Origin of the sequence: Pseudomonas shahriarae (genome assembly GCF_014268455.2) — a bacterium.
In the GTDB taxonomy this organism is placed as follows: domain Bacteria; phylum Pseudomonadota; class Gammaproteobacteria; order Pseudomonadales; family Pseudomonadaceae; genus Aquipseudomonas; species Aquipseudomonas shahriarae.
Window position 1 is genome coordinate 4,400,493 of record NZ_CP077085.1, and the last position, 20,436, is coordinate 4,420,928.

The 20,436-nt window shown below is 60.5% G+C and carries 17 protein-coding genes; 7 read left to right on the top strand and 10 right to left on the bottom strand.

All coding sequences use genetic code 11. The annotated features are described in order from the left end of the window. The first annotated feature begins 10 nt into the window (after positions 1–10). Together HU773_RS19555 and HU773_RS19560 are read left to right on the top strand one after the other, a co-directional pair. Positions 11–580 carry a CsiV family protein gene (locus HU773_RS19555; protein WP_057438527.1) on the top strand — a complete coding sequence of 190 codons (570 nt, stop codon included), beginning with the start codon at positions 11–13 and terminating at the stop codon, positions 578–580. Between the two features lie 9 nt (positions 581–589). Then, positions 590–3,283: a DEAD/DEAH box helicase gene (locus tag HU773_RS19560; protein ID WP_057960298.1), complete on the top strand. Its 2,694-nt coding sequence runs from the start codon at positions 590–592 to the stop codon at positions 3,281–3,283. A 664-nt stretch (positions 3,284–3,947) separates the two neighbouring features. Here the strand turns inward: HU773_RS19560 and nagZ are convergent. Both nagZ and HU773_RS19570 read right to left on the bottom strand, forming a co-directional pair. Continuing rightward, positions 3,948–4,958 carry a beta-N-acetylhexosaminidase gene (gene nagZ, locus HU773_RS19565; protein WP_057438525.1) on the bottom strand — a complete coding sequence of 337 codons (1,011 nt, stop codon included), beginning with the start codon at positions 4,956–4,958 and terminating at the stop codon, positions 3,948–3,950. A 140-nt stretch (positions 4,959–5,098) separates the two neighbouring features. Then, positions 5,099–5,806 carry a TetR/AcrR family transcriptional regulator gene (locus HU773_RS19570; protein WP_057438524.1) on the bottom strand — a complete coding sequence of 236 codons (708 nt, stop codon included), beginning with the start codon at positions 5,804–5,806 and terminating at the stop codon, positions 5,099–5,101. 263 nt (positions 5,807–6,069) lie between these two features. On the opposite strand from HU773_RS19570, the gene lexA reads away from it, so the two are divergent. Both lexA and sulA read left to right on the top strand, forming a co-directional pair. Next, entirely contained in the window at positions 6,070–6,678 is a 609-nt protein-coding gene (gene lexA / locus HU773_RS19575) for a transcriptional repressor LexA (RefSeq protein ID WP_029300096.1), read from the top strand. A gap of 10 nt (positions 6,679–6,688) precedes the next feature. After that, a complete protein-coding gene (gene sulA / locus HU773_RS19580; RefSeq protein ID WP_057438523.1) occupies positions 6,689–7,168 on the top strand; it encodes an SOS-induced cell division inhibitor SulA in 480 nt (159 codons plus the stop codon). A gap of 150 nt (positions 7,169–7,318) precedes the next feature. Here the strand turns inward: sulA and HU773_RS19585 are convergent, their stop codons facing one another. The 6 genes from HU773_RS19585 to fadB form a co-directional block, all read right to left on the bottom strand. Further along, entirely contained in the window at positions 7,319–7,552 is a 234-nt protein-coding gene (locus HU773_RS19585; protein ID WP_026136850.1) for a hypothetical protein, read from the bottom strand. Positions 7,553–7,674: 122 nt separating this feature from the next. After that, positions 7,675–8,196 carry a DUF6586 family protein gene (locus HU773_RS19590; protein ID WP_057438522.1) on the bottom strand — a complete coding sequence of 174 codons (522 nt, stop codon included), beginning with the start codon at positions 8,194–8,196 and terminating at the stop codon, positions 7,675–7,677. 129 nt (positions 8,197–8,325) lie between these two features. Continuing rightward, the gene (gene topA / locus HU773_RS19595; protein ID WP_057438521.1) at positions 8,326–10,947 is read right to left on the bottom strand and encodes a type I DNA topoisomerase; all 2,622 of its coding nucleotides are present in this window, start codon (positions 10,945–10,947) and stop codon (positions 8,326–8,328) included. Positions 10,948–11,061: 114 nt separating this feature from the next. Next, positions 11,062–11,298, bottom strand: coding sequence for a DUF1653 domain-containing protein (locus HU773_RS19600; RefSeq protein ID WP_029300088.1), 237 nt, complete (start codon positions 11,296–11,298; stop codon positions 11,062–11,064). Positions 11,299–11,393: 95 nt separating this feature from the next. Then, on the bottom strand, positions 11,394–12,569 hold the full coding sequence (gene fadA / locus HU773_RS19605) for an acetyl-CoA C-acyltransferase FadA (RefSeq protein WP_005786153.1): 1,176 nt from the start codon (positions 12,567–12,569) through the stop codon (positions 11,394–11,396). Positions 12,570–12,598: 29 nt separating this feature from the next. After that, complete coding sequence (gene fadB / locus HU773_RS19610) at positions 12,599–14,746, bottom strand: fatty acid oxidation complex subunit alpha FadB (protein ID WP_057438519.1); 2,148 nt, start codon at positions 14,744–14,746, stop codon at positions 12,599–12,601. 17 nt (positions 14,747–14,763) lie between these two features. On the opposite strand from fadB, the gene HU773_RS19615 reads away from it, so the two are divergent. Next, complete coding sequence (locus HU773_RS19615; RefSeq protein WP_157717225.1) at positions 14,764–15,105, top strand: hypothetical protein; 342 nt, start codon at positions 14,764–14,766, stop codon at positions 15,103–15,105. Positions 15,106–15,210: 105 nt separating this feature from the next. On the opposite strand, the gene HU773_RS19620 is transcribed toward HU773_RS19615, so the two are convergent. Then, positions 15,211–15,648: a hypothetical protein gene (locus HU773_RS19620; RefSeq protein WP_057438518.1), complete on the bottom strand. Its 438-nt coding sequence runs from the start codon at positions 15,646–15,648 to the stop codon at positions 15,211–15,213. 95 nt (positions 15,649–15,743) lie between these two features. On the opposite strand from HU773_RS19620, the gene HU773_RS19625 reads away from it, so the two are divergent. Beyond that, the gene (locus tag HU773_RS19625; RefSeq protein ID WP_057438517.1) at positions 15,744–16,181 is read left to right on the top strand and encodes a universal stress protein; all 438 of its coding nucleotides are present in this window, start codon (positions 15,744–15,746) and stop codon (positions 16,179–16,181) included. Positions 16,182–16,359: 178 nt separating this feature from the next. Here HU773_RS19625 and HU773_RS19630 read toward each other — a convergent pair whose 3' ends face one another. Next, the gene (locus HU773_RS19630) at positions 16,360–18,276 is read right to left on the bottom strand and encodes an ATP-binding cassette domain-containing protein (RefSeq protein WP_057960300.1); all 1,917 of its coding nucleotides are present in this window, start codon (positions 18,274–18,276) and stop codon (positions 16,360–16,362) included. A 212-nt stretch (positions 18,277–18,488) separates the two neighbouring features. Here HU773_RS19630 and HU773_RS19635 point away from each other — a divergent pair, with 212 nt between their 5' ends. Continuing rightward, complete coding sequence (locus tag HU773_RS19635; protein WP_169989650.1) at positions 18,489–20,417, top strand: transglycosylase SLT domain-containing protein; 1,929 nt, start codon at positions 18,489–18,491, stop codon at positions 20,415–20,417. Positions 20,418–20,436: the final 19 nt, after the last annotated feature.

Consider the following 20,436-nt stretch of genomic DNA (forward strand, 5'->3'; position numbering starts at 1 on the left):
AGGACGCCCCATGCGCCTGCTTCGTATCCTGAGCCTGTTGTTGGTGGTAGTCGCACCTTCGGCGTTTGCCGACAGCCTCTACCAGGTGGAAATGATCCTGATCCGCCAGAATGCAGAGCCGCTGATCAATAGTCGGCCAGCCCCGGAAGACTGGGCCGCCGGGGCGCCACGCCAAGGGATCGAGAAAATCAGCCCGCCGCGCCTGAACAATATCGTCGAGAAACTCCAGGCCAATGGCGACTACACCGTGCTGCTGCACAAAGCCTGGGAGCAGAACCTGGGCGAGCAGCCGGTGAAGGTGAAAATCACCGACGGCCAGGAACAGTTTGGCCAATACCCCATCCAGGGCACACTGGACCTGCAATTGGGGCGTTTTACCCGTATTGACGCCAGCTTCTGGCTCAACCAGTTCGACAACAACGGCAGCGTGATTGCCAGCGAACACTTGAGCCAGCCGGACGTGCGCACCAAGAACAACCAGCTCAATTACCTGGACGCCGGCCACCTGGCCCTGCTGATCAAGATCACCTCCCTTACCGCCAAGCCACCGAGCGCGCCGCCGCCCGGCCTGGCGGACTGATCCAGCGCCATGCCCCTGACGTCGTCGCTGACCAAACCCCTGGCTCCGTCCTGGGCCAACCGCTTCAAGGAACAAAGCCTGGAGCGCGGCCGGCGCTACGCCCTGGAAAACCGCGTAAGGATTGTCGAGTCCGGCGACAGCACCATCATCGCCAGTTGCGAAGGCTCGGGCGGCAATGTGTATCGCCAGACCATCTCCCTGCGCGAATCGGCCAAAGGCACCCTGATCCTGGTGGACAGCCGTTGCACCTGCCCCGTGCACACCAATTGCAAACACATCGCGGCCGTGCTGCTGCAGGTCCAGGAAACCCTGGCCTACCCGGCGGCGGCCAAGGATGCCGAGCTGCTGGAGAAACTGCAGGCCGTGCTGGATAACCGCGTGGTCCTGCCGCAAGTGGTGCTCGAGGATGTGCAGCCGATTCCCCGGCTGTGGCTGGCCAGCATCGAGTTCAGCGCCTTTGAGCCACGCAACGGCAAGATGCAGCGCTATATCCAGCACCGGGCGGCGCTGTCATTCAATTACCAGGGCAACTATGTCAGCGGCCAGAAAAACGCCGACATCATTGTCCGCCAGGAAACCCAGAGCCTGCGGATCAAGCGCCATCCCGAGGTGGAGCAAGGCTTTCGCGAGCACCTGCGCCTGCTGGGCTTCAAGATCGCCACCCGCCAGAGCAAGGCCCTGCCGGAAAGCGCCGGCGAGCTGTTTGAGATGGTCAATGACAGCGCCTGGCTGAACTTCACCCTCAACGCCTCCCCAAGCCTGCGGGCTGCCGGCTGGGAACTGCAGATCGACGAGGATTTCGGCTTCGACCTGAGCCCGGTCGAGGACTGGTACGCCAGCGTCGATGAAGTGCCGGAGCGCGACTGGTTCGACCTGGAGTTGGGGATTATCGTCAATGGCGAACGGCTGAGCCTGCTGCCGATCCTGCTGAACCTGATGCGCTCCCACACCGAAATCCTCAACCCGGAAAAGCTCGCGCGCCGCCGCGACGACGAACTGATCCTGGTGAACATCCCCGGCCTGCCCAACGGTGGCCACGGCCCGCTGCAAGTCGCCCTGCCCTACGGCCGGCTCAAACCGGTGCTGGCGACCCTCGGTGAGTTCTACCTGCAGGAGCCTGGCACCACCGCCTTGCGCCTGGCCAAGGCCGACGCGATTCGCCTCAACCCGCTGGAAGACCTGCCGCTGCAATGGGAAGGTGGCGAGCAGATCCGCAACTTTGCCCAGCGCCTGCGCGACATCAAGGACTTCACCTGCGCCGCCCCCGAGGGCCTCAACGCCACGTTGCGCCCCTACCAGCTCGAAGGCCTGAGCTGGATGCAGTCCCTGCGCCAACTGGAAGTGGGCGGGATTCTCGCGGATGACATGGGCCTGGGCAAAACCCTGCAGACCCTGGCGCATATTCTCAGCGAAAAAATCGCCGGGCGCCTGGACCGGCCGTGCATGGTGGTGATGCCTACCAGCCTGATCCCCAACTGGCTCGACGAAGCGGCGCACTTCACCCCGCAGCTCAAGGTGCTGGCACTGTACGGTGCCGGGCGCAAGAAACACTTCGCCCAGTTGCAGGATTACGACCTGCTGCTGACCACCTACGCCCTGCTGCCCAAAGACATCGAACAACTGGCCGTGCAGCCACTGCATGTGCTGATCCTCGACGAAGCCCAGTACATCAAGAACCCCACCAGCAAGGCCGCCCAGGCCGCCCGCGAGCTGAATGCACGCCAGCGCCTGTGCCTGAGCGGCACGCCCCTGGAAAACCACCTGGGCGAGCTGTGGTCGCTGTTCCACTTCCTGCTGCCGGGTTGGTTGGGCGATGTAAAAAGCTTCAACCGTGACTACCGCGTGCCCATCGAAAAACGCGGCAGCGACGTGCGATTGCAACACCTCAACGGTCGGATCAAGCCGTTCCTGCTGCGCCGTACCAAGGAACAGGTGGCTACTGAATTGCCGCCCAAGACCGAGATCATCCACTGGGTCGATCTCAATGAAGCCCAGCGCGATGTGTACGAAACCATGCGCCTGGCCATGGACAAGAAGGTGCGCGACGAGATCACCCGCAAGGGCGTGGCCCGCAGCCAGATCATCATTCTGGAAGCGCTGCTCAAGCTGCGCCAGGTCTGTTGCGATCTGCGCCTGGTAAACGACGCCACCCTGCCCGCACGCGGCAGCAGTTCCGGCAAGCTCGACAGCCTGATGGAGATGCTCGACGAGCTGTTTGCCGAAGGGCGCAGGATCCTGCTGTTCTCGCAGTTCACCTCGATGCTCAGCCTGATTGAGCTCGAGCTGAAAAAACGCGGGGTCGCCTACGCCTTGCTGACCGGCCAGACCCGCGACCGACGCACGCCGGTCAAGGACTTCCAGAGTGGCAAGCTGCAGATCTTCCTGATCAGCCTCAAGGCGGGCGGCGTGGGGCTTAACCTGACCGAAGCCGATACCGTGATCCACTACGACCCCTGGTGGAACCCGGCCACGGAAAACCAGGCGACTGACCGTGCGTATCGCATCGGCCAGGAAAAGCCAGTGTTTGTGTACAAGATGATTGCCCGGGGCACCGTGGAAGAGAAGATCCAGGCGCTGCAGCAAGAAAAGTCAGACCTGGCAGCGGGGGTGCTGGATGGCCGCACCACGGGCGACTGGAAGCTGGGCAACGAGGATATCGAGGCGCTGTTTGCGCCGTTGCCCCAAAAGCTAGAGAAGCGTTGATAGCTAGATAGCTATCGCGGGCACGCCCGCTCCCACAGGGGGCTCACTGGGGCAGAGATTTTTGGTACCACCACAAATCAAATGTGGGAGCTGGCTTGCCTGCGATAGCGGTGGGTCAGCCGCCAGAAAGAGTGACTGGGTTACCGCGATCGCGGGCAAGCCCACTCCCACAGGGGATCTCACTGGGGCAGAGATTTTTGGTACCGCCACAAATCAAATGTGGGAGCTGGCTTGCCTGCGATCGCGGTGGGTCAGCCGCCAGAAAGAGTGACTGGGCTGCCGCCATCGCGGGCAAGCCCGCTCCCACAGGGGGGCTCACTGGGGCAGAGATTTTTGGTACCGCCACAAATCAAATGTGGGAGCTGGCTTGCCTGCGATAGCGGTGGGTCAGCCGCCAGAAAGAGTGACTGGGCTGCCGCCATCGCGGGCAAGCCCGCTCCCACAGGGGGGCTCACTGGGGCAAAGATTTTTGGTACCGCCACAAATCAGATGTGGGAGCTGGCTTGCCTGCGATGGCGGTGGGTCAGCCGCCAGAAAGAGTGACTGGGCTGCCGCGATCGCGGGCAAGCCCGCTCCCACAGGGGGCCCACTGGGGCAGAGATTTTTGGTACCGCCACAAATCAGATGTGGGAGCTGGCTTGCCTGCGATGGGCGCACCTCAATCTCATTCGATCAACTGTGCATCCCGAAGCGCGCCAAGTGCCGCCAACCAACGCGGATCCTGCTTATAGTCAGTCGACGCAATCGCCTGCCCACGCATACGGGCAATACGTGCCGATGGCGTGACCTTCATGCGCTGGGCGGCACTCAGGGCCAGCTCGGCCGCCGCGCGGTCATTGCACACCAGGCCCATGTCGCAGCCAGCACTTAAAGCAGCCTCGATCCGGCTCGCCGCATCCCCCACCACGTGGGCACCGGCCATGGACAGGTCATCACTGAAAATGACCCCGTCGAACTGCAATTCGCCGCGCAGGATGTCCTGCAACCAGCGACGCGAGAAGCCGGCCGGCTGGTTATCCACCTGAGGGTAAATAACGTGGGCCGGCATGACCGCGGCCAATTGCTTGCTCAGGCGCGCGAACGGCACCAGGTCATGGGTGCGCAGTTGTTCCAGGCTGCGCTCATCAACAGGAATGGCGACGTGGGAATCTGCCTCGGCCCAGCCATGACCCGGGAAGTGCTTGCCGGTGGCGGCCATGCCAGCGCTGTTCATGCCCCGGATAAAGGCGCCGGCCAGCAACGCGGCACGCTCGGGATCACCTTCGAACGAGCGCGTGCCTACGACGGCGCTGCGCTGGTAGTCGAGGTCCAGCACGGGGGCGAAGCTCAGGTCCAGGCCGACGGCCAGTACTTCCGTGGCCATGACCCAACCGCACTGCTCGGCCAGGTATTCGGCATTGGCATTGTCCGCCAACGCCCGCATGGCCGGCAGGCGTACAAACCCCTGGCGCAGGCGCTGGACCCGACCGCCTTCCTGATCCACAGCCAGCAACAGGTCCGGGCGCACTGCGCGAATGGCGGCGCTCAATTCCCGCACCTGGCGCGGATGCTCGATGTTGCGCGCAAAAATGATCAGGCCGCCCACTTCAGGCTGGCGCAACAAGTGGCGATCTTCAGCCGTCAGCCAGGTGCCGGCGACGTCCACCATCAAAGAGCCTTGCAGGGCAGCAGTCATAAATTTTCCTTGAATGACGCGCGCACTTCACCGCCTCGCCAGGTCAAGCCAGGCAAGGCGGTGAAGTGCGGATAAATAGTTGAAATCGGCATGGGCGGCTAGCTTAGCGGATGCAAGCGGTTGCGCCCAGACGCCAGTGGCTAAACCTTGGCCGCCACCGGGACAGACTTGCTGCGCGGGCGCAGTTGAGCGGCGGCCATGGCCGGGTCGGTGACGCCGCTTTCCGCGCGCATGCCGGCGGCCAGGAACGGCACCATCAGGCGCATCACCTGCTCGATGGAGGTGTTGACGCCGAAATCGGTCTCGGCGATGGCGCGCAAGGCTTTGATCCCGGACATGCTGAACGCAGCAGCACCGAGCATGAAGTGCACGCGCCAGAACAATTCGATAGGGGGAATACGCGGGGCCGCCTCGTTCACCAGCAACATGTAGCGACGGAATACTTTGCCGTACATGTCTTCGAGGTAACGTCGCAAGTGGCCCTGGCTCTGACTGAACGCCAGGCCCAGCAGGCGCATGAAGATCGACAGATCGTTGCCGCTGCGCGGCTGTACCACCAAGGCTTGCTCGACGAGGATTTCCAGCAGGTCTTCCAGGCTCGGCTTATTCTCAGGCTTGGCCTGGCGACGCTCCAACTCACGGTCGAGGCTGATGCAGAATGGCCCCAGGAAGCGCGAGAACACCGCCTGAATCAGGGCTTTTTTCGAGCCGAAATGATAGTTCACTGCTGCCAGGTTGACCCCGGCCTTGCTGGTGATAAGCCGCAATGAAGTTTCAGCAAATCCTTTTTCCGCGAACAACTGCTCGGCAGCATCGAGAATGCGTTCAACGGTTTCCGACTGGGCCATGGCTACTCCGCCTGACAAACACTTGTTTGAAACATACGTTTCACCTTGTGCAATGTCAAGCCTGCAGGTCCGTTTTCCGGCCGGTCAGTCACCCGATTCGCACCTATTTAATCACATCTTCCATCGCCTGTAGGCAGCGCTGTCTCCAGGCTTTGCAGGGCCCGACGGATGACCGTCCGGCGGAGTCGGCAAAAACGATGATTGCCAAGCGCAGTTCACTGTATATAATCCCAGTCACTGTATAAAAAGACAGAGCGATCAACATGCTAAAACTGACGCCACGCCAAGCTGAGATTCTCGCTTTTATCAAGCGCTGCCTCGACGACAACGGCTATCCGCCGACCCGGGCAGAAATCGCCCTGGAGCTGGGATTCAAATCCCCCAATGCTGCCGAAGAACACCTGAAGGCCCTTGCCCGCAAGGGTGCGATCGAAATGACCCCGGGTGCGTCCCGCGGTATTCGCATCCCTGGCTTCGAAGCCAAGGCTGACGAATCGACACTGCCGATCATCGGCCGGGTCGCTGCCGGTGCGCCGATTCTGGCACAACAGCACGTCGAAGAGTCCTGCAACATCAACCCGACCTTCTTCCATCCTCGCGCCGATTATCTGTTGCGGGTCCATGGCATGAGCATGAAGGACGTGGGCATCTTCGACGGCGACCTGCTGGCCGTGCACACCACCCGCGAAGCGCGTAACGGCCAGATCGTCGTGGCCCGCATTGGCGATGAAGTAACGGTCAAGCGCTTCAAGCGCGAAGGCAGCAAAGTCTGGCTGCTGGCAGAAAACCCTGAGTTTTCGCCGATTGAAGTCAACCTGAAGGATCAGGACCTGGTGATCGAAGGCTTGAGTGTCGGCGTAATTCGCCGCTAACGGAGGCATCATGCAGTTCCCACACGCGCAACAACATACACAACTGCCGCTGTTTGAGGCCTTTCTGGCCCAGCCACTTGCACCTATCCTCAGCGAGGCGGTGGAGTCCCCATGGACCGCCCCCGCCGAACCGGAGGTCTTCAGTGAATTGTCGTTGCGCGGCGCTGCCGGGAACTGCCTGAGTTTGCTGGCGCCGATCCTGCGTGAACTGAGCGAGGAACAGGACGCCCGCTGGCTGACCCTGATCGCCCCGCCCTCCAGCCTGACCCAGGCTTGGCTGCGGGACGCGGGCCTGAACCGCGAGCGCATCCTGCTGCTGCAACCACGCGGCGCCCAGAGCGCCCAGCAACTGACCTGCGAGGCATTGCGCCTGGGGCGTAGCCACACCGTCGTCAGCTGGCTGAACCCGCTGGGCGCTTCGGCCAAGCAGCAGTTGATCAGCGCAGCGCGCACAGGCGATGCACAAAGTTTGAATATTCGATTGGGATAAACCCGAGACTGGCGCGCAACGCGTTCTCGGGAGTGGCACAGGTCGTCCGATTGCAGCCTGACGTCAAGTCAGTGCCTGCGATGGACGCAAGGCTTCTACAGAATTGAGAAGCCGATTGAACATTTGAATCTTAAAAAACGCCAAACGGACTCAGTGAAGAACCCGTGGACCGTCGTCTTTTTCAGGTTCGCCTTCAGCCAGGCGCCCCGCCATCTGCACACCCACGCTCAACATGGCTTTTGCCACTTCCACATGCTGGCCTTGCAGGAACGCCTTGGCGTCCTCGGAAAAATCCAAAGTCACCAGAGAACCCTCGTCCTCAGCCCTGCGCAGCTCAATTCGGCCGTCGGGCAATTCAACAATTTCCAGAAAGGACGTTGGCATAAAAATCTGTTCTCCAGGATAGCCCGGCATTATATCAGGCATGAGGGCTGCATCGCTCGGTATCTGAGGCAGCTTGCCGTGCGGCTTGATGAATGGTCAAAGGCCTGCCGAGTACACCCGACTCAGCACTCGTTCAATCCATCCCGAAAGCGGATCGCCAGCTTCTTCAGCTCCTGGCGCCAACTCTCCAGTTCGGCCCGGCTCAGTGGCTCCGGCCCTTCCTCTTCCAGGCTGACCGCAACGATCAGCGGCTGGGTCACATCGCCCTTGGGCTTGTGCGGCACACGCGGCGGCTGGAACATCGCCGAATGCGCAGCCAACAAGCGTGCCAGCCAACTGTCGGGGCTGCGGGCCATTTCCACCAATTCAGCCAACTCAGGAATAGCCAGCGACTCCTGCACCTCACGGGTCAGGATATCCTCGGCCCGTGGCGCATTCGCCTGGGGCAAACGATAGAAGCCGGCAATTTCATGACACAGGCCCAGCAAGGCCCCGTACAGGTGAAACAACGCCGACTCTCGCCCCGCCTGGACCAGCGCGATAGCGTTCATCTCCTTTCCTTCCTCGGCGCGGCCAAGGGCTTCCAGGGACAAACCCGCGAAGTAAATTTTCTGGTTGGTACGGGTATAGAGTTCGTTGGCCATGACGGCAGTCTCCACAACGACATAGATGTGATGCTGGCTGAACAGTGTCAAGGATGAGACAAGTCCACTGCAAGCGCAAACCAAAAGGCCGCCTGTGAAGGCGGCCTTTACTTCAACGCAGGTGCTGGATCAAGCGCCCTGGCGCTTATCCTCGACCTTCCACTTGCCACCGTCGTAGAAGGCTTTCCAGCCCGTAGGCTTGCCGTCCACTTCGGTCTGCACGTACTGCTCCTTGGTCTTGCGGCTGTAGCGGATCACGGCCGGGCGACCGTCGGGATCCTTCTTCGGCGCTTCGCACAGGAAGTGGTACTTCGGATCGATTTCATCCTTGTGCGGCACGATCTCCAGCACCAGCGGCGCACGGGTCTCGCGGTTTTTCGGGAACTGGCTGGCGGCCAGGAACAAGCCCGAAGCGCCGTCACGCAGGATATAGGTGTCGTTGACCTTCTCGCATTTGAGCTCGGGCATCTTCACCGGGTCCATCTTCGGCGGCGCCGCGTCACCGCTTTTCAGCAGTTTGCGGGTGTTCTTGCAGGTCGGGTTGGTGCAACCGAAGAACTTGCCGAAACGACCGGTCTTGAGCTGCATCTCGCTGCCGCACTTGTCGCATTCCAGGCTCGGGCCTTCATAGCCCTTGATGCGATAGGTGCCTTCTTCGATCTCGTAGCCGTTGCAATCGGGGTTGTTACCACAGATGTGCAGCTTGTGCTTCTCGTCCAGCAGGTAGGCATCCATGGCCGTGCTGCAGATCGGGCAACGGTGCTTGCCACGCAGCACCAGCGACTCGGATTCACCCTCGTCATCGGCAGCGATTTCATCACCTGGCACCAGGTTGACGGTGGCCTTGCAGCGCTCTTTGGGCGGCAGGCTGTAGCCCGAGCAACCCAGGAACACACCGGTCGACGCGGTACGGATCTGCATTGGACGACCGCAAGTGGTGCACGGAATATCCGTCATCACCGGCTGATTGGCACGCATGCCGTTTTCCGGGCTCTCGGCTACTTCGAGTTTTTTCTTGAAGTCGCCGTAGAACTCGTCGAGTACGTTTTTCCAGTCGCGCTCGCCCTGGGCCACGTCATCGAGATTCTCTTCCATACCGGCAGTAAAGCCGTAGTCCATCAGGTTGGAGAAGCTCTCGGACAGACGCTCGGTGACGATATCGCCCATCTTTTCCGAATAGAAACGGCGGTTGTGCAAGGCAACGTAGCCACGGTCCTGGATCGTGGAAATGATCGCCGCATAGGTCGAAGGACGACCGATACCGCGTTTTTCCATTTCCTTGACCAGGCTGGCTTCCGAATAACGGGGTGGTGGCTTGGTGAAGTGCTGGCTCGGATCGAGTTTGATCAGCTTCAGCGCATCGCCCTGAGCCATGTCTGGCAGCACATCGTCATCACCCGGCTTGGCGATTTGCGGCATCACGCGGGTATAGCCGTCGAACTTGAGGATCCGGCCCTTGGCACGCAGCTCGAAGTCCCCGGCACCCACTGTGACGGTGGTGGACAGGTATTGCGCCGGCAGCATCTGGCACGCCAGGAACTGGCGCCAGATCAGCTCGTAGAGGCGCTCAGCGTCGCGTTCCATGCCGGTCAGCTTGCTTGGCTCGGTATTGGCGTCGGACGGACGAATCGCTTCGTGAGCCTCTTGTGCGCCTTCCTTGCTGCTGTAGACGTTTGGCTTCTCCGGCAGGTACTTCTTGCCGAACTCGCTTTCAATATAAGTACGCGCCATCGCCACCGCGTCCACCGACAGGTTGGTGGAGTCAGTACGCATATAAGTGATGTAGCCCGCTTCGTACAGACGCTGGGCCATCATCATCGTCTTCTTCACGCCAAAGCCCAGGCGGTTGCTCGCGGCCTGTTGCAGGGTGGAGGTGATGAACGGCGCCGACGGCTTGCTGCTGGTGGGCTTGTCTTCACGCTTGACGATGCTGTAGCTGGAAGCCTTGAGCTTGTCCAGCGCGGCCATGGCCTGGGCTTCGTTGAGCGGCTTGAAGGCCTCGCCTTTCTCGCGGGCCACTTCAAAGCGCACGTTATTGCCCTTGGCGGTACCGAGGTCCGCGTGGACTTCCCAGTACTCTTCAGGGTTGAACGCACGAATCTCGCGCTCACGCTCCACCACCAGCTTGACCGCTACCGATTGCACACGGCCAGCGGACAGGCCGCGGGCGATCTTCGCCCACAGCAGTGGCGAGACCATGTAGCCGACGACGCGGTCGAGGAAGCGCCGCGCCTGTTGGGCATTGACGCGGTCAATGTCCAACTCGCCCGGCTTGGAGAAGGCTTCCTGGATCGCCTTCTTGGTAATTTCGTTGAACACCACGCGTTTATAGCGGCTGTCATCCCCACCGATGGCTTCGCGCAGGTGCCAGGCAATGGCTTCCCCTTCGCGGTCCAAGTCCGTCGCGAGATAGATGGTGTCAGCATCCTTGGCGAGCCGGCGCAGCTCCTCGATCACCTTTTCCTTGCCCGGAAGGATTTCGTACTTGGCCTTCCAGCCATGATCCGGGTCCACACCCATGCGCGAGACCAGCTGCTTGCGCGCCTTCTCTTTAGGCGAGAGCACCGGACCTTCGCCCGCAGCCGCCTTGCCGCGCTTGGCAGCAGGCTCCTTGCTGGCGCTAGCCGAACCGCTGGTGGGCAGGTCTCGGATATGGCCGATACTCGACTTCACCACGTACTCGTTACCCAAGTACTTGTTGATGGTCTTGGCCTTAGCCGGGGATTCCACAATGACCAGCGATTTGCCCATGGATCGGAAAATTCCTGAATTCGAGAAGAGAAAGGCGGTTGGCGCCTGACGCGGCAACGCTATATATAGTGGCAACACAGTGAGGTCAAGCGCAGCATTGCGCGCAACCCGCCGTTATTGCCCTGAAAAAAGACTGGGTTCGACCTGCACCAAAGCAAAGCGCGGGACCTGCTTGCCGTCAACCTCGACGGTCTCCAGGAACATGCTCAAGGGACGCACCCAAAAGCCGTAATCGCCATACAGTGCTTGGTAGAACACCACTTCTTCCTCGGTCTCGGAGTGCCGTGCCACATTAAAAACGCGGTACTTGGGACCTTTATAATGCTGGTAGAGCCCTGGTTCGACTTTCATGCTCTGACCCTCTTACAAAATTTATTAAAAAAAAATTAAAAATTCCAAAAAACAAAAACCGGGGCACTGGGCCCCGGCTTCCGTCAACCCAACGCTTAGACGCGTTCGAAGACGGTGGAAATGCCTTGGCCGAGACCAATGCACATGGTTGCAACCCCCAGGTTGCCGCCATTTTGCTTCATCACGTTAAGCAAGGTGCCGGAGATACGTGCACCGGAGCAACCGAATGGGTGGCCCAGGGCAATCGCACCGCCGTGCAGGTTAACCTTCTCGTTCATCTTGTCGAGTACTTTCAAATCTTTCAGCACTGGCAAGGCCTGTGCGGCGAAAGCTTCGTTGAGCTCGAAGAAGTCGATGTCGGAGATGCTCAGACCTGCGCGCTTCAAGGCTTTTTGTGTGGCCGGTACTGGACCATAGCCCATGATCGCCGGGTCCACACCCGCTACGGCCATGGAACGGATCACCGCCAGAGGCTGGATCCCCAGGTCCTGGGCACGCTGAGCCGACATCACGATCATGCACGAAGCACCATCAGTGATCTGCGACGACGTACCGGCTGTCACGGTGCCGCCCTTTGGATTGAACGCCGGCTTCAAGGCCGCCAGGCTTTCCAGGGTGGTGTCCGGACGAATGGTTTCGTCGTAGTCGAACAGTTTCAGGAAACCGTTCTCGTCGTAGCCGTTCATCGGGATGATTTCATCCTTGAACTTGCCTTCCACAGTCGCCTTGTGGGCCAACTGGTGGGAGCGCAAGCCAAAGGCGTCCTGGGCTTCACGGGTGATGCCATGCATCTTGCCGAGCATTTCCGCAGTCAGGCCCATCATGCCCGAGGCTTTCGCCGCGTACAGCGACATGTGCGGGTTAGGATCGACACCGTGCATCATGCTGACGTGACCCATGTGCTCCACGCCACCGACCACGAACACATCACCGTTGCCGGTCATGATCGCCTGGGCAGCCGTGTGCAGCGCGCTCATCGACGAGCCACACAGGCGGCTGACGGTCTGGCCGGCCGCGGTGTGCGGGATCTGCGTCATCAAGGAGGCCATGCGCGCGATGTTCCAGCCCTGCTCCAGGGTCTGGTTGACGCAGCCCCAGATCACGTCCTCGACCTCGTTCGGGTCGACCTTGACGTTACGCTCCAGCAACTTGCTGATCAGGTGCGCCGACATATCTTCGGCACGGGTGTTGCGGTGCATGCCGCCCTTGGAGCGGCCCATCGGAGTACGACCGAAGTCGACAATCACGACGTCTCTTGGATTCAAGCTCATAAATATTCTCGCTCTAGTCGTCTGGGCACTTAACCGAAGAAGCTCTGGCCATTCTTGGCCATCTCGCGCAGCTTCGCAGTCGGGTGGTACAGCGGGCCCAGATCAGCGTACTGATCAGCCAGGGCAACGAACTCGGCCACACCGATCGAGTCGATGTAACGCAGCGCACCGCCACGGAATGGAGGGAAACCAATACCGTACACCAGGCCCATATCGGCTTCGGCGGCGGTTTCGACGATGCCGTCTTCCAGGCAACGTACGGTTTCCAGGCACAGGGCGATCATCATCCAGTTGATGATGTCTTCGTCAGACACCTCACGCTGCTCGTAGACGATGGGTGCCAGCACTTCGTGGACCGATGGGTCGGCAACTTTCTTCTGCTTGCCCTTCTTGTCGGTCTCGTAGGCGTAGAAGCCCTTGCCATTCTTCTGGCCCAGGCGCTTGGCTTCGTAGAGTGCATCGACAGCCGAACGACGGTCGTCCTTCATGCGGTCCGGGAAGCCTTCAGCCATGACGTCGCGACCGTGGTGGCCGGTGTCGATGCCGACCACGTCCATCAGGTACGCCGGGCCCATGGGCCAGCCGAATTTTTCCATGACCTTGTCGATACGCACAAAGTCCACGCCAGCGCTGACCAGCTTGGCGAAACCGCCGAAGTACGGGAACAGCACGCGGTTGACCAAGAAGCCCGGGCAGTCGTTGACCACGATCGGGTTCTTGCCCATTTTCTTGGCGTAGGCAACGGTGGTGGCAACAGCCAGCTCGCTGGACTTCTCGCCACGGATCACTTCTACCAGCGGCATCATGTGCACCGGGTTGAAGAAGTGCATGCCGACGAAGTTTTCCGGACGCTTGAGGGCCTTGGCCAGCAAGGTGATGGAAATGGTCGAGGTGTTGGACGCCAGGATCGTGTCTTCTTTGACCTGGGCTTCGACTTCAGCCAGTACCGCCTGCTTGACCTTCGGGTTCTCGACAACCGCTTCGACCACCAGGTCGACGTGGCCGAAATCACCGTAGGACAGCGTAGGACGAATGCCGTTAAGCACTTCAGCCATTTTCGCAGCGGTCATGCGACCTTTATCAACGCGGCCGACCAGCAGCTTGGCAGCTTCCGCCAGGCCTTGCTCGATACCGTGCTCGTTGATGTCTTTCATCAGGATCGGCGTGCCTTTGGACGCCGACTGATAGGCAATACCACCGCCCATGATCCCGGCGCCGAGTACGGCAGCCTGTTTCACGTCTTTGGCGATTTCGTCGTAGGCCTTGGCTTTTTTCTTCAGTTCCTGATCGTTCAGGAACAGGCCGATCAAGCTCTGCGCAGCAGAAGTCTTGGCCAGCTTGACGAAGCCGGCAGCTTCGATTTCCAGGGCCTTGTCGCGACCGAAGTTCGCGGCTTTCTGGATGGTCTTGATCGCTTCGACCGGCGCCGGGTAGTTAGGGCCCGCTTGACCGGCCACGAAACCCTTGGCGGTTTCGAACGACATCATTTGTTCGATGGCGTTGAGCTTGAGTTTTTCCAGCTTAGGCTGACGCTTGGCCTTGTAGTCAAATTCGCCGCTGATGGCGCCCTTGATCAGGTTCAGTGCCGCTTCTGCGAGTTTTTCCGGAGCAACCACAGCATCGACGGCGCCGACTTTCAGCGCGTCTTCAGCACGGTTTTCCTTGCCGGCGGCGATCCACTCGATGGCGTTGTCGGCACCAATGATACGCGGCAGGCGCACGGTACCGCCGAAACCCGGGTAGATACCCAGCTTGACTTCCGGCAGGCCGATTTTCGCGCTGGAAGCCATGACGCGGAAGTCCGCAGCCAGGCACATTTCCAGACCGCCGCCCAGAGCGATGCCATTGATCGCGGCAACGGTCGGCACGTTGAGGTCTTCGAAATCGCTGAAAATCTTGTTGGCTTCGAGGTTGCCAGCCACAAGCTCGGCATCGGGCAGCTTGAAGTTGTCGACGAATTCGGTGATGTCAGCGCCGACGATAAACACGTCCTTGCCGCTGGAGACGATCACACCTTTGATCGATGCATCAGCCTTGATGGTGTCTACGGCCTGACGCAGTTCGTTCAGGGTTAGACGGTTGAACTTGTTGACGGACTCACCCTTGAGGTCGAATTTCAATTCGACGATGCCACTTTCAAGAGCCTTAACCGTGATGGCTTTACCTTCGTAAATCATCAACTGATCTCCACGATATGGAAGCTGAACAGTACACATCGGACGCTGGCCCCTGGTCGGGCATTGATCATTTCGTCAATGCTCACGCCAACGCGCCAGGCACACCCGCCAATGCGATAGTCGGGATTATGTATGAGATGCCTGACAGACAAACACTCAATTCATACGCCCGTTTGATTTGGGTACGCCACCTTCAGCCAAATTCCGACAATTGTCAATCGCCCGAAAGCGCTGTAAAAACGCGACTTTTCAGTCATTTCATAACCGCCAAGGCGAATCAATGCGCAGGTATTCACCTGATCAATAATCCAAAAGAGCCAGCAAAGGCCTGTACAGCGGCGGATATCCGGCTAGGCTAGCCGCATGTGGGAACGCCGGCGCGAATGCGCGGCGCGATGAAACGCAGAATGACCGGCCTGCCTGGCCAACTCCAGCCCGATGATGATGTCGGGCTTTTTATTGCCTCAGGCCAGGGCCTTGAGTAACGCACTGATGGCCTGCAAGTCACTGGACTCGCCCTTCTCGCCCCAGTACAGGGCGATCATCTGCTTGTCCGCCTCCACTTTGAAGACATTGGCCGGCAGCGTTGCAAAATGCGGCAACAACTTCTCGTCCACGCAGATTTCCTGCCATTGGTTGACCCACACACCTGGCTCCTGCTGCCAGTAAACCCACAGCGCGGGTTTGCTGCCGCGCCGTGGCCGACAGTACTGCGCACAGGGGCTGGGCGGCTCCTGCTTGAGCCAGTGCGGCCATTCCTGGGGCGACAGTTGCATCGCCAGGCCGATGCGTCGCGCCTCCATGCGCAGGGCCATGCGCCCGCTCTGGTGGCGCGAGGGCCGCAGCCATGCCAGAGGGCTCAAGACCACTAGAAGGATTGACACCACTATCCAGACCGTCATATGTGTACTCCCGAATTTCTAGATGAGCGGATTTGACCCCATCCGCTTGAAAGCAGCCATACTGAACTTATTGCAGTCCCCTGGAGGAACGCCTCATGACTTACCAACATATTCTGGTCGCCGTGGATCTGACCGAAGAGTGCGATCCGGTGATCAAGCGCGCCGTGGCCATTGCCGGCGATACCGTGAAGCTGTCGCTGGTGCATATCGTCGAACCCATGGCCATGGCCTTTGGCGGCGACGTACCGATGGACCTTTCGCAACTGCAACAGCAGCAGTTCGACCAGGCCAAGGAGCGCCTGGACCGACTGATTGCCAAATATCCCGCACTGAAAAAAGACCAAAGCCACCTGACTTACGGCCAGCCACGCCAGGAAATCCATCATCTGGCCAAGGAACAGAACTGCGACCTGATCGTGGTCGGCAGCCATGGTCGCCACGGCTTGGCGTTGCTGCTGGGCTCGACCGCCAACGACGTATTGCACGGCGCACCGTGCGACGTACTGGCAGTGAAGCTGGTAAAAAGCTCGTAAGAGCACTGCACATCAGATGTAGGAGCTGGCTTACCTGCGATAGCAGCCTGTCAGCTGATACATCGGGTGGCTGGCAGACCGCTATCGCCGGCAAGCCAGCTCCTACCTGTTGAAGTGCATTTCATATAAAAAAACCGGTACTCGTAAGAGCACCGGTTTTTTATTGCCGCTGAATCAATCAGGCATCCAGCTCGGCCCAACGCTCAACCAAGACTTCCAGCTCCTGGTTCAGCTTCTCCAGGGACTCGATGACCTTGGCCGTTTCTGCCGCCGGACGCAGGTAGAAGCCCGCGTCAGCCATGTCGGCCTCCACTGCAGCAATCTGCTTTTCCTTGGCTTCGATCTCACCCGGCAGGGCTTCGAGCTCACGCTGCAGCTTGTAGCTGAGCTTCTTCTTGGCAGCCGGCGCGGCTTCCTGAACCGGCGCAACAGCAGCCGGTGCAACCACAGCAGAGTTCAAGTCGGCCTTGCCAGACTTGCTCTCGGTCACGCCCAGCAGGCGCGGCGAGCCGCCCTGGCGCAGCCAGTCCTGGTAACCACCGACGTATTCGCGCACCTTGCCTTCACCTTCGAAGACCAGGGTGCTGGTGACCACGTTGTCGAGGAATGCCCGGTCGTGGCTGACCATCAGTACGGTGCCGTTGAAGGTCAGCAGGACCTCTTCCAGCAACTCCAGCGTTTCCACGTCGAGGTCGTTGGTCGGTTCGTCGAGCACCAGCAGGTTGGCCGGTTTGCTGAACAACTTGGCCAGCAGCAGACGCGCACGCTCGCCGCCAGACAACGCCTTGACCGGCGTGCGCGCACGTTGCGGGCTGAACAGGAAGTCGCCCAGGTAGCTCAACACGTGGCGGCTCTGGCCGTCGATGTCGATAAAGTCGCGGCCTTCGGCGACGTTGTCGATCACGGTCTTTTCCAGGTCCAACTGGTGGCGCAACTGGTCGAAGTAGGCCACGTCGATGCGCGTCCCCTCTTCCACAGTGCCGCTGGTCGGTTGCAGACCGCTGAGCATCAGCTTGAGCAGGGTGGTCTTGCCGGTACCGTTGGCACCCAGCAGGCCGATGCGGTCGCCGCGCTGCAGGACCATGGAGAAGTCTTTGATCAGGAACGGGCCATCCGGGTGATGGAAGCTGACGTTCTCCAGGACCATCACCTGCTTGCCCGACTTGTCGGCGGTATCGAGCTGGATATTGGCCTTGCCAGTGCGCTCGCGACGTTCGCTGCGCTCCACACGCAAGGCTTTCAGGGCCCGTACACGGCCTTCGTTACGGGTGCGGCGGGCCTTGATGCCCTGGCGGATCCACACTTCTTCCTGGGCCAGTTTCTTGTCGAACAGCGCGTTGGCGGTTTCTTCAGCGGCCAGGGTGGCTTCCTTGTGCACCAGGAAGCTGGCGTAGTCGCCGTTCCAGTCGATCAGGCCGCCGCGATCCAGCTCGAGGATGCGCGTGGCGAGGTTCTGCAGGAAAGAACGGTCGTGCGTGATGAACAGCACGGCGCCCTGGAAGTCTTTGAGGGCCTCTTCAAGCCAGGCAATCGCGCCGATATCCAGGTGGTTGGTTGGTTCGTCGAGCAGCAGCAGATCCGGCTCGGAAACCAGAGCCTGGGCCAGCAGCACACGGCGACGCCAGCCGCCGGACAACTCGGCGAGGGTCTTGTCGGCCGGCAGTTGCAGGCGGCTCAGGGTGCTGTCGACCAATTGCTGCAAGCGCCAGCCATCACGGGCTTCGAGGTCTTGCTGGACGTGCATCAGTTTGTCCAGGTCGGCATCGGTGACGCAGTTCTGCGCCAGGTGATGGTATTCGGCAAGCAATGCGCCCACACCGTCGAGGCCTTCGGCAACCACGTCGAACACGGTCCGTTCGTCGGCCACCGGCAATTCTTGCGGCAATTCGCCGATCTTCAGGCCCGGGGCGCGCCACACGGAGCCGTCATCGGGCTTCTGGTCGCCTTTTACCAGCTTCATCATGCTGGACTTGCCGGTGCCGTTGCGGCCGATGATGCACACCCGCTCACCACGGGCGATCTGCCAGGACACCTTGTCCAACAACGGCATAGCGCCGAAAGCAAGGGACACATCGCTGAATTTGAGCAGGGTCATACGCTTCTCCAAAAACTGGGCGCGCATTCTACCTGAGTTGGGGGGTGAAGCGGCCGGCATTTTCGTGCCCGACACGTTCTGTAGGACATTTCTTGAGAACTTCAGCGAAGCAGCCAGCAAAGCTTTCACCGGCTGTAGGCAAAAGGCTAAGCTAGGGGTAATCAGTGTCGGCGGCGCCGGCACTAGTCCTGATTTCTTTGCACGGACGTCTCATGCGCAGTCGCCTTTTCAGCTTTTTATCTTGCCTGCTTCTTTCCTCCACCGCCGTCCAGACCGCCCAGGCCGTGGACCTGACCACCCAACGCCAATATTACGACCAAGCCAAGCGCGCCCTGGCCAAAGGTGACACCGGGCCGTACATGCAATACAGCCAGGCCCTGGCCGACTATCCACTGACGCCTTACCTGGCCTATGACGAACTGACCGCCCGCCTGAAGTCCGCGAGCAACCAGGAAATCGAACAGTTCCTGGCCAAACATGGCGACCTGCCCCAGGCCAACTGGATGAAACTGCGCTGGTTGCGCTGGCTGGCCGAGCGTGGCGATTGGCAGACCTTTGAAAAGTACTACGACGCCAAGCTCAATTTCACCGAACTGGACTGCCTCCACGGCCAATACCAGTTGAGCCACAACCTCAAGGCCGAAGGCTACAAGACCGCCGAAGCCCTGTGGATGACCGGTAAATCCCAACCCGCCGCCTGCGATGCCACCTTTGGCCAATGGGCCGCCGCCGGGCAATTGACCGAACAGAAAATCTGGGACCGCACCAAGCTGGCCGCCGAAGCCCGTAACTATGCGCTGGCCAACAGCCTGGTGAAAACCTTGCCCACCCTGGGCGCCCAGGGCCGCTTGATGGTGGATGTGGCGCAAAAGCCCGCCATGCTCAGCGACCCATCACGCTTCCTGCCGGCCACCGCGGCCATGTCCGACGCCGTCGGCCTGGGCTTGCGCCGCCTGGCGCGCCAGAATCCGGAACAAGCCATGGCCCTGCTGGATGGGTATGCCAGCAGCATGCACTTCTCCCGTGACGAAAAAGTCTCCATCGCCCGGGAAATCGGCCTGACCCTGGCGCGCCGCTACGACCCGCGCGCCCTGGATGTGATGACCAAATACGACCCGGAACTGCGTGACAACACCGTCTCCGAATGGCGCCTGCGCCTGCTGCTGCGCCTGGCCCGCTGGGAAGATGCCTACCAGTTGACCCGCAAGCTGCCCCAGGACCTGGCCACCACCAACCGCTGGCGCTACTGGCAGGCCCGCGCCCTGGAACTGGCCGAGCCGAAGAACCCCCATGCACTGGTGCTGTACAAGGGCCTGGCAAAGGAGCGGGATTTTTATGGCTTCCTTGCCGCGGATCGCTCCCAGGCCCCGTATCAACTCAATAATCAGCCGCTGGTCATGAGCCAGGCGCTGATCAACAAGGTGCGCAATACCCCGGGTGTACGCCGCGCCCTGGAATTTTATGCCCGTGGCCAGATCGTCGACGGCCGCCGCGAGTGGTATCACGTCAGCCGCCACTTCAACCGTGACGAAATGGTTGCCCAGGCCAAGCTCGCCTACGACATGAAGTGGTACTTCCCAGCGATCCGCACCATCAGCCAGGCCAAGTACTGGGACGACCTGGATATCCGCTTCCCCATGGCCCACCGCGACACTCTGGTGCGTGAAGCCAAGGTCCGTGGCCTGCATTCGAGCTGGGTGTTCGCCATCACCCGTCAGGAAAGCGCGTTTATGGATGACGCCCGCTCCGGCGTCGGCGCCAGCGGCCTGATGCAACTGATGCCCGCCACCGCCAAGGAAACCGCGCGCAAGTTCAGCATCCCGCTGGCGTCACCGCAGCAGGTGCTGGACCCGGACAAGAATATCCAACTCGGCGCCGCCTACCTGAGCCAGGTGCACAGCCAGTTCAACGGCAACCGCGTGCTCGCCTCCGCGGCCTACAACGCCGGCCCTGGCCGCGTACGCCAATGGCTGCGCGGCGCCGACCACCTGAGTTTCGACGTGTGGGTGGAGAGCATCCCGTTCGACGAAACCCGCCAGTATGTGCAGAACGTGCTGTCTTATTCGGTGATCTACGGGCAGAAGCTCAACTCGCCACAGCCGCTGGTGGACTGGCACGAACGTTATTTTGATGACCAGTAACAGCCGGTAGATGATGCCC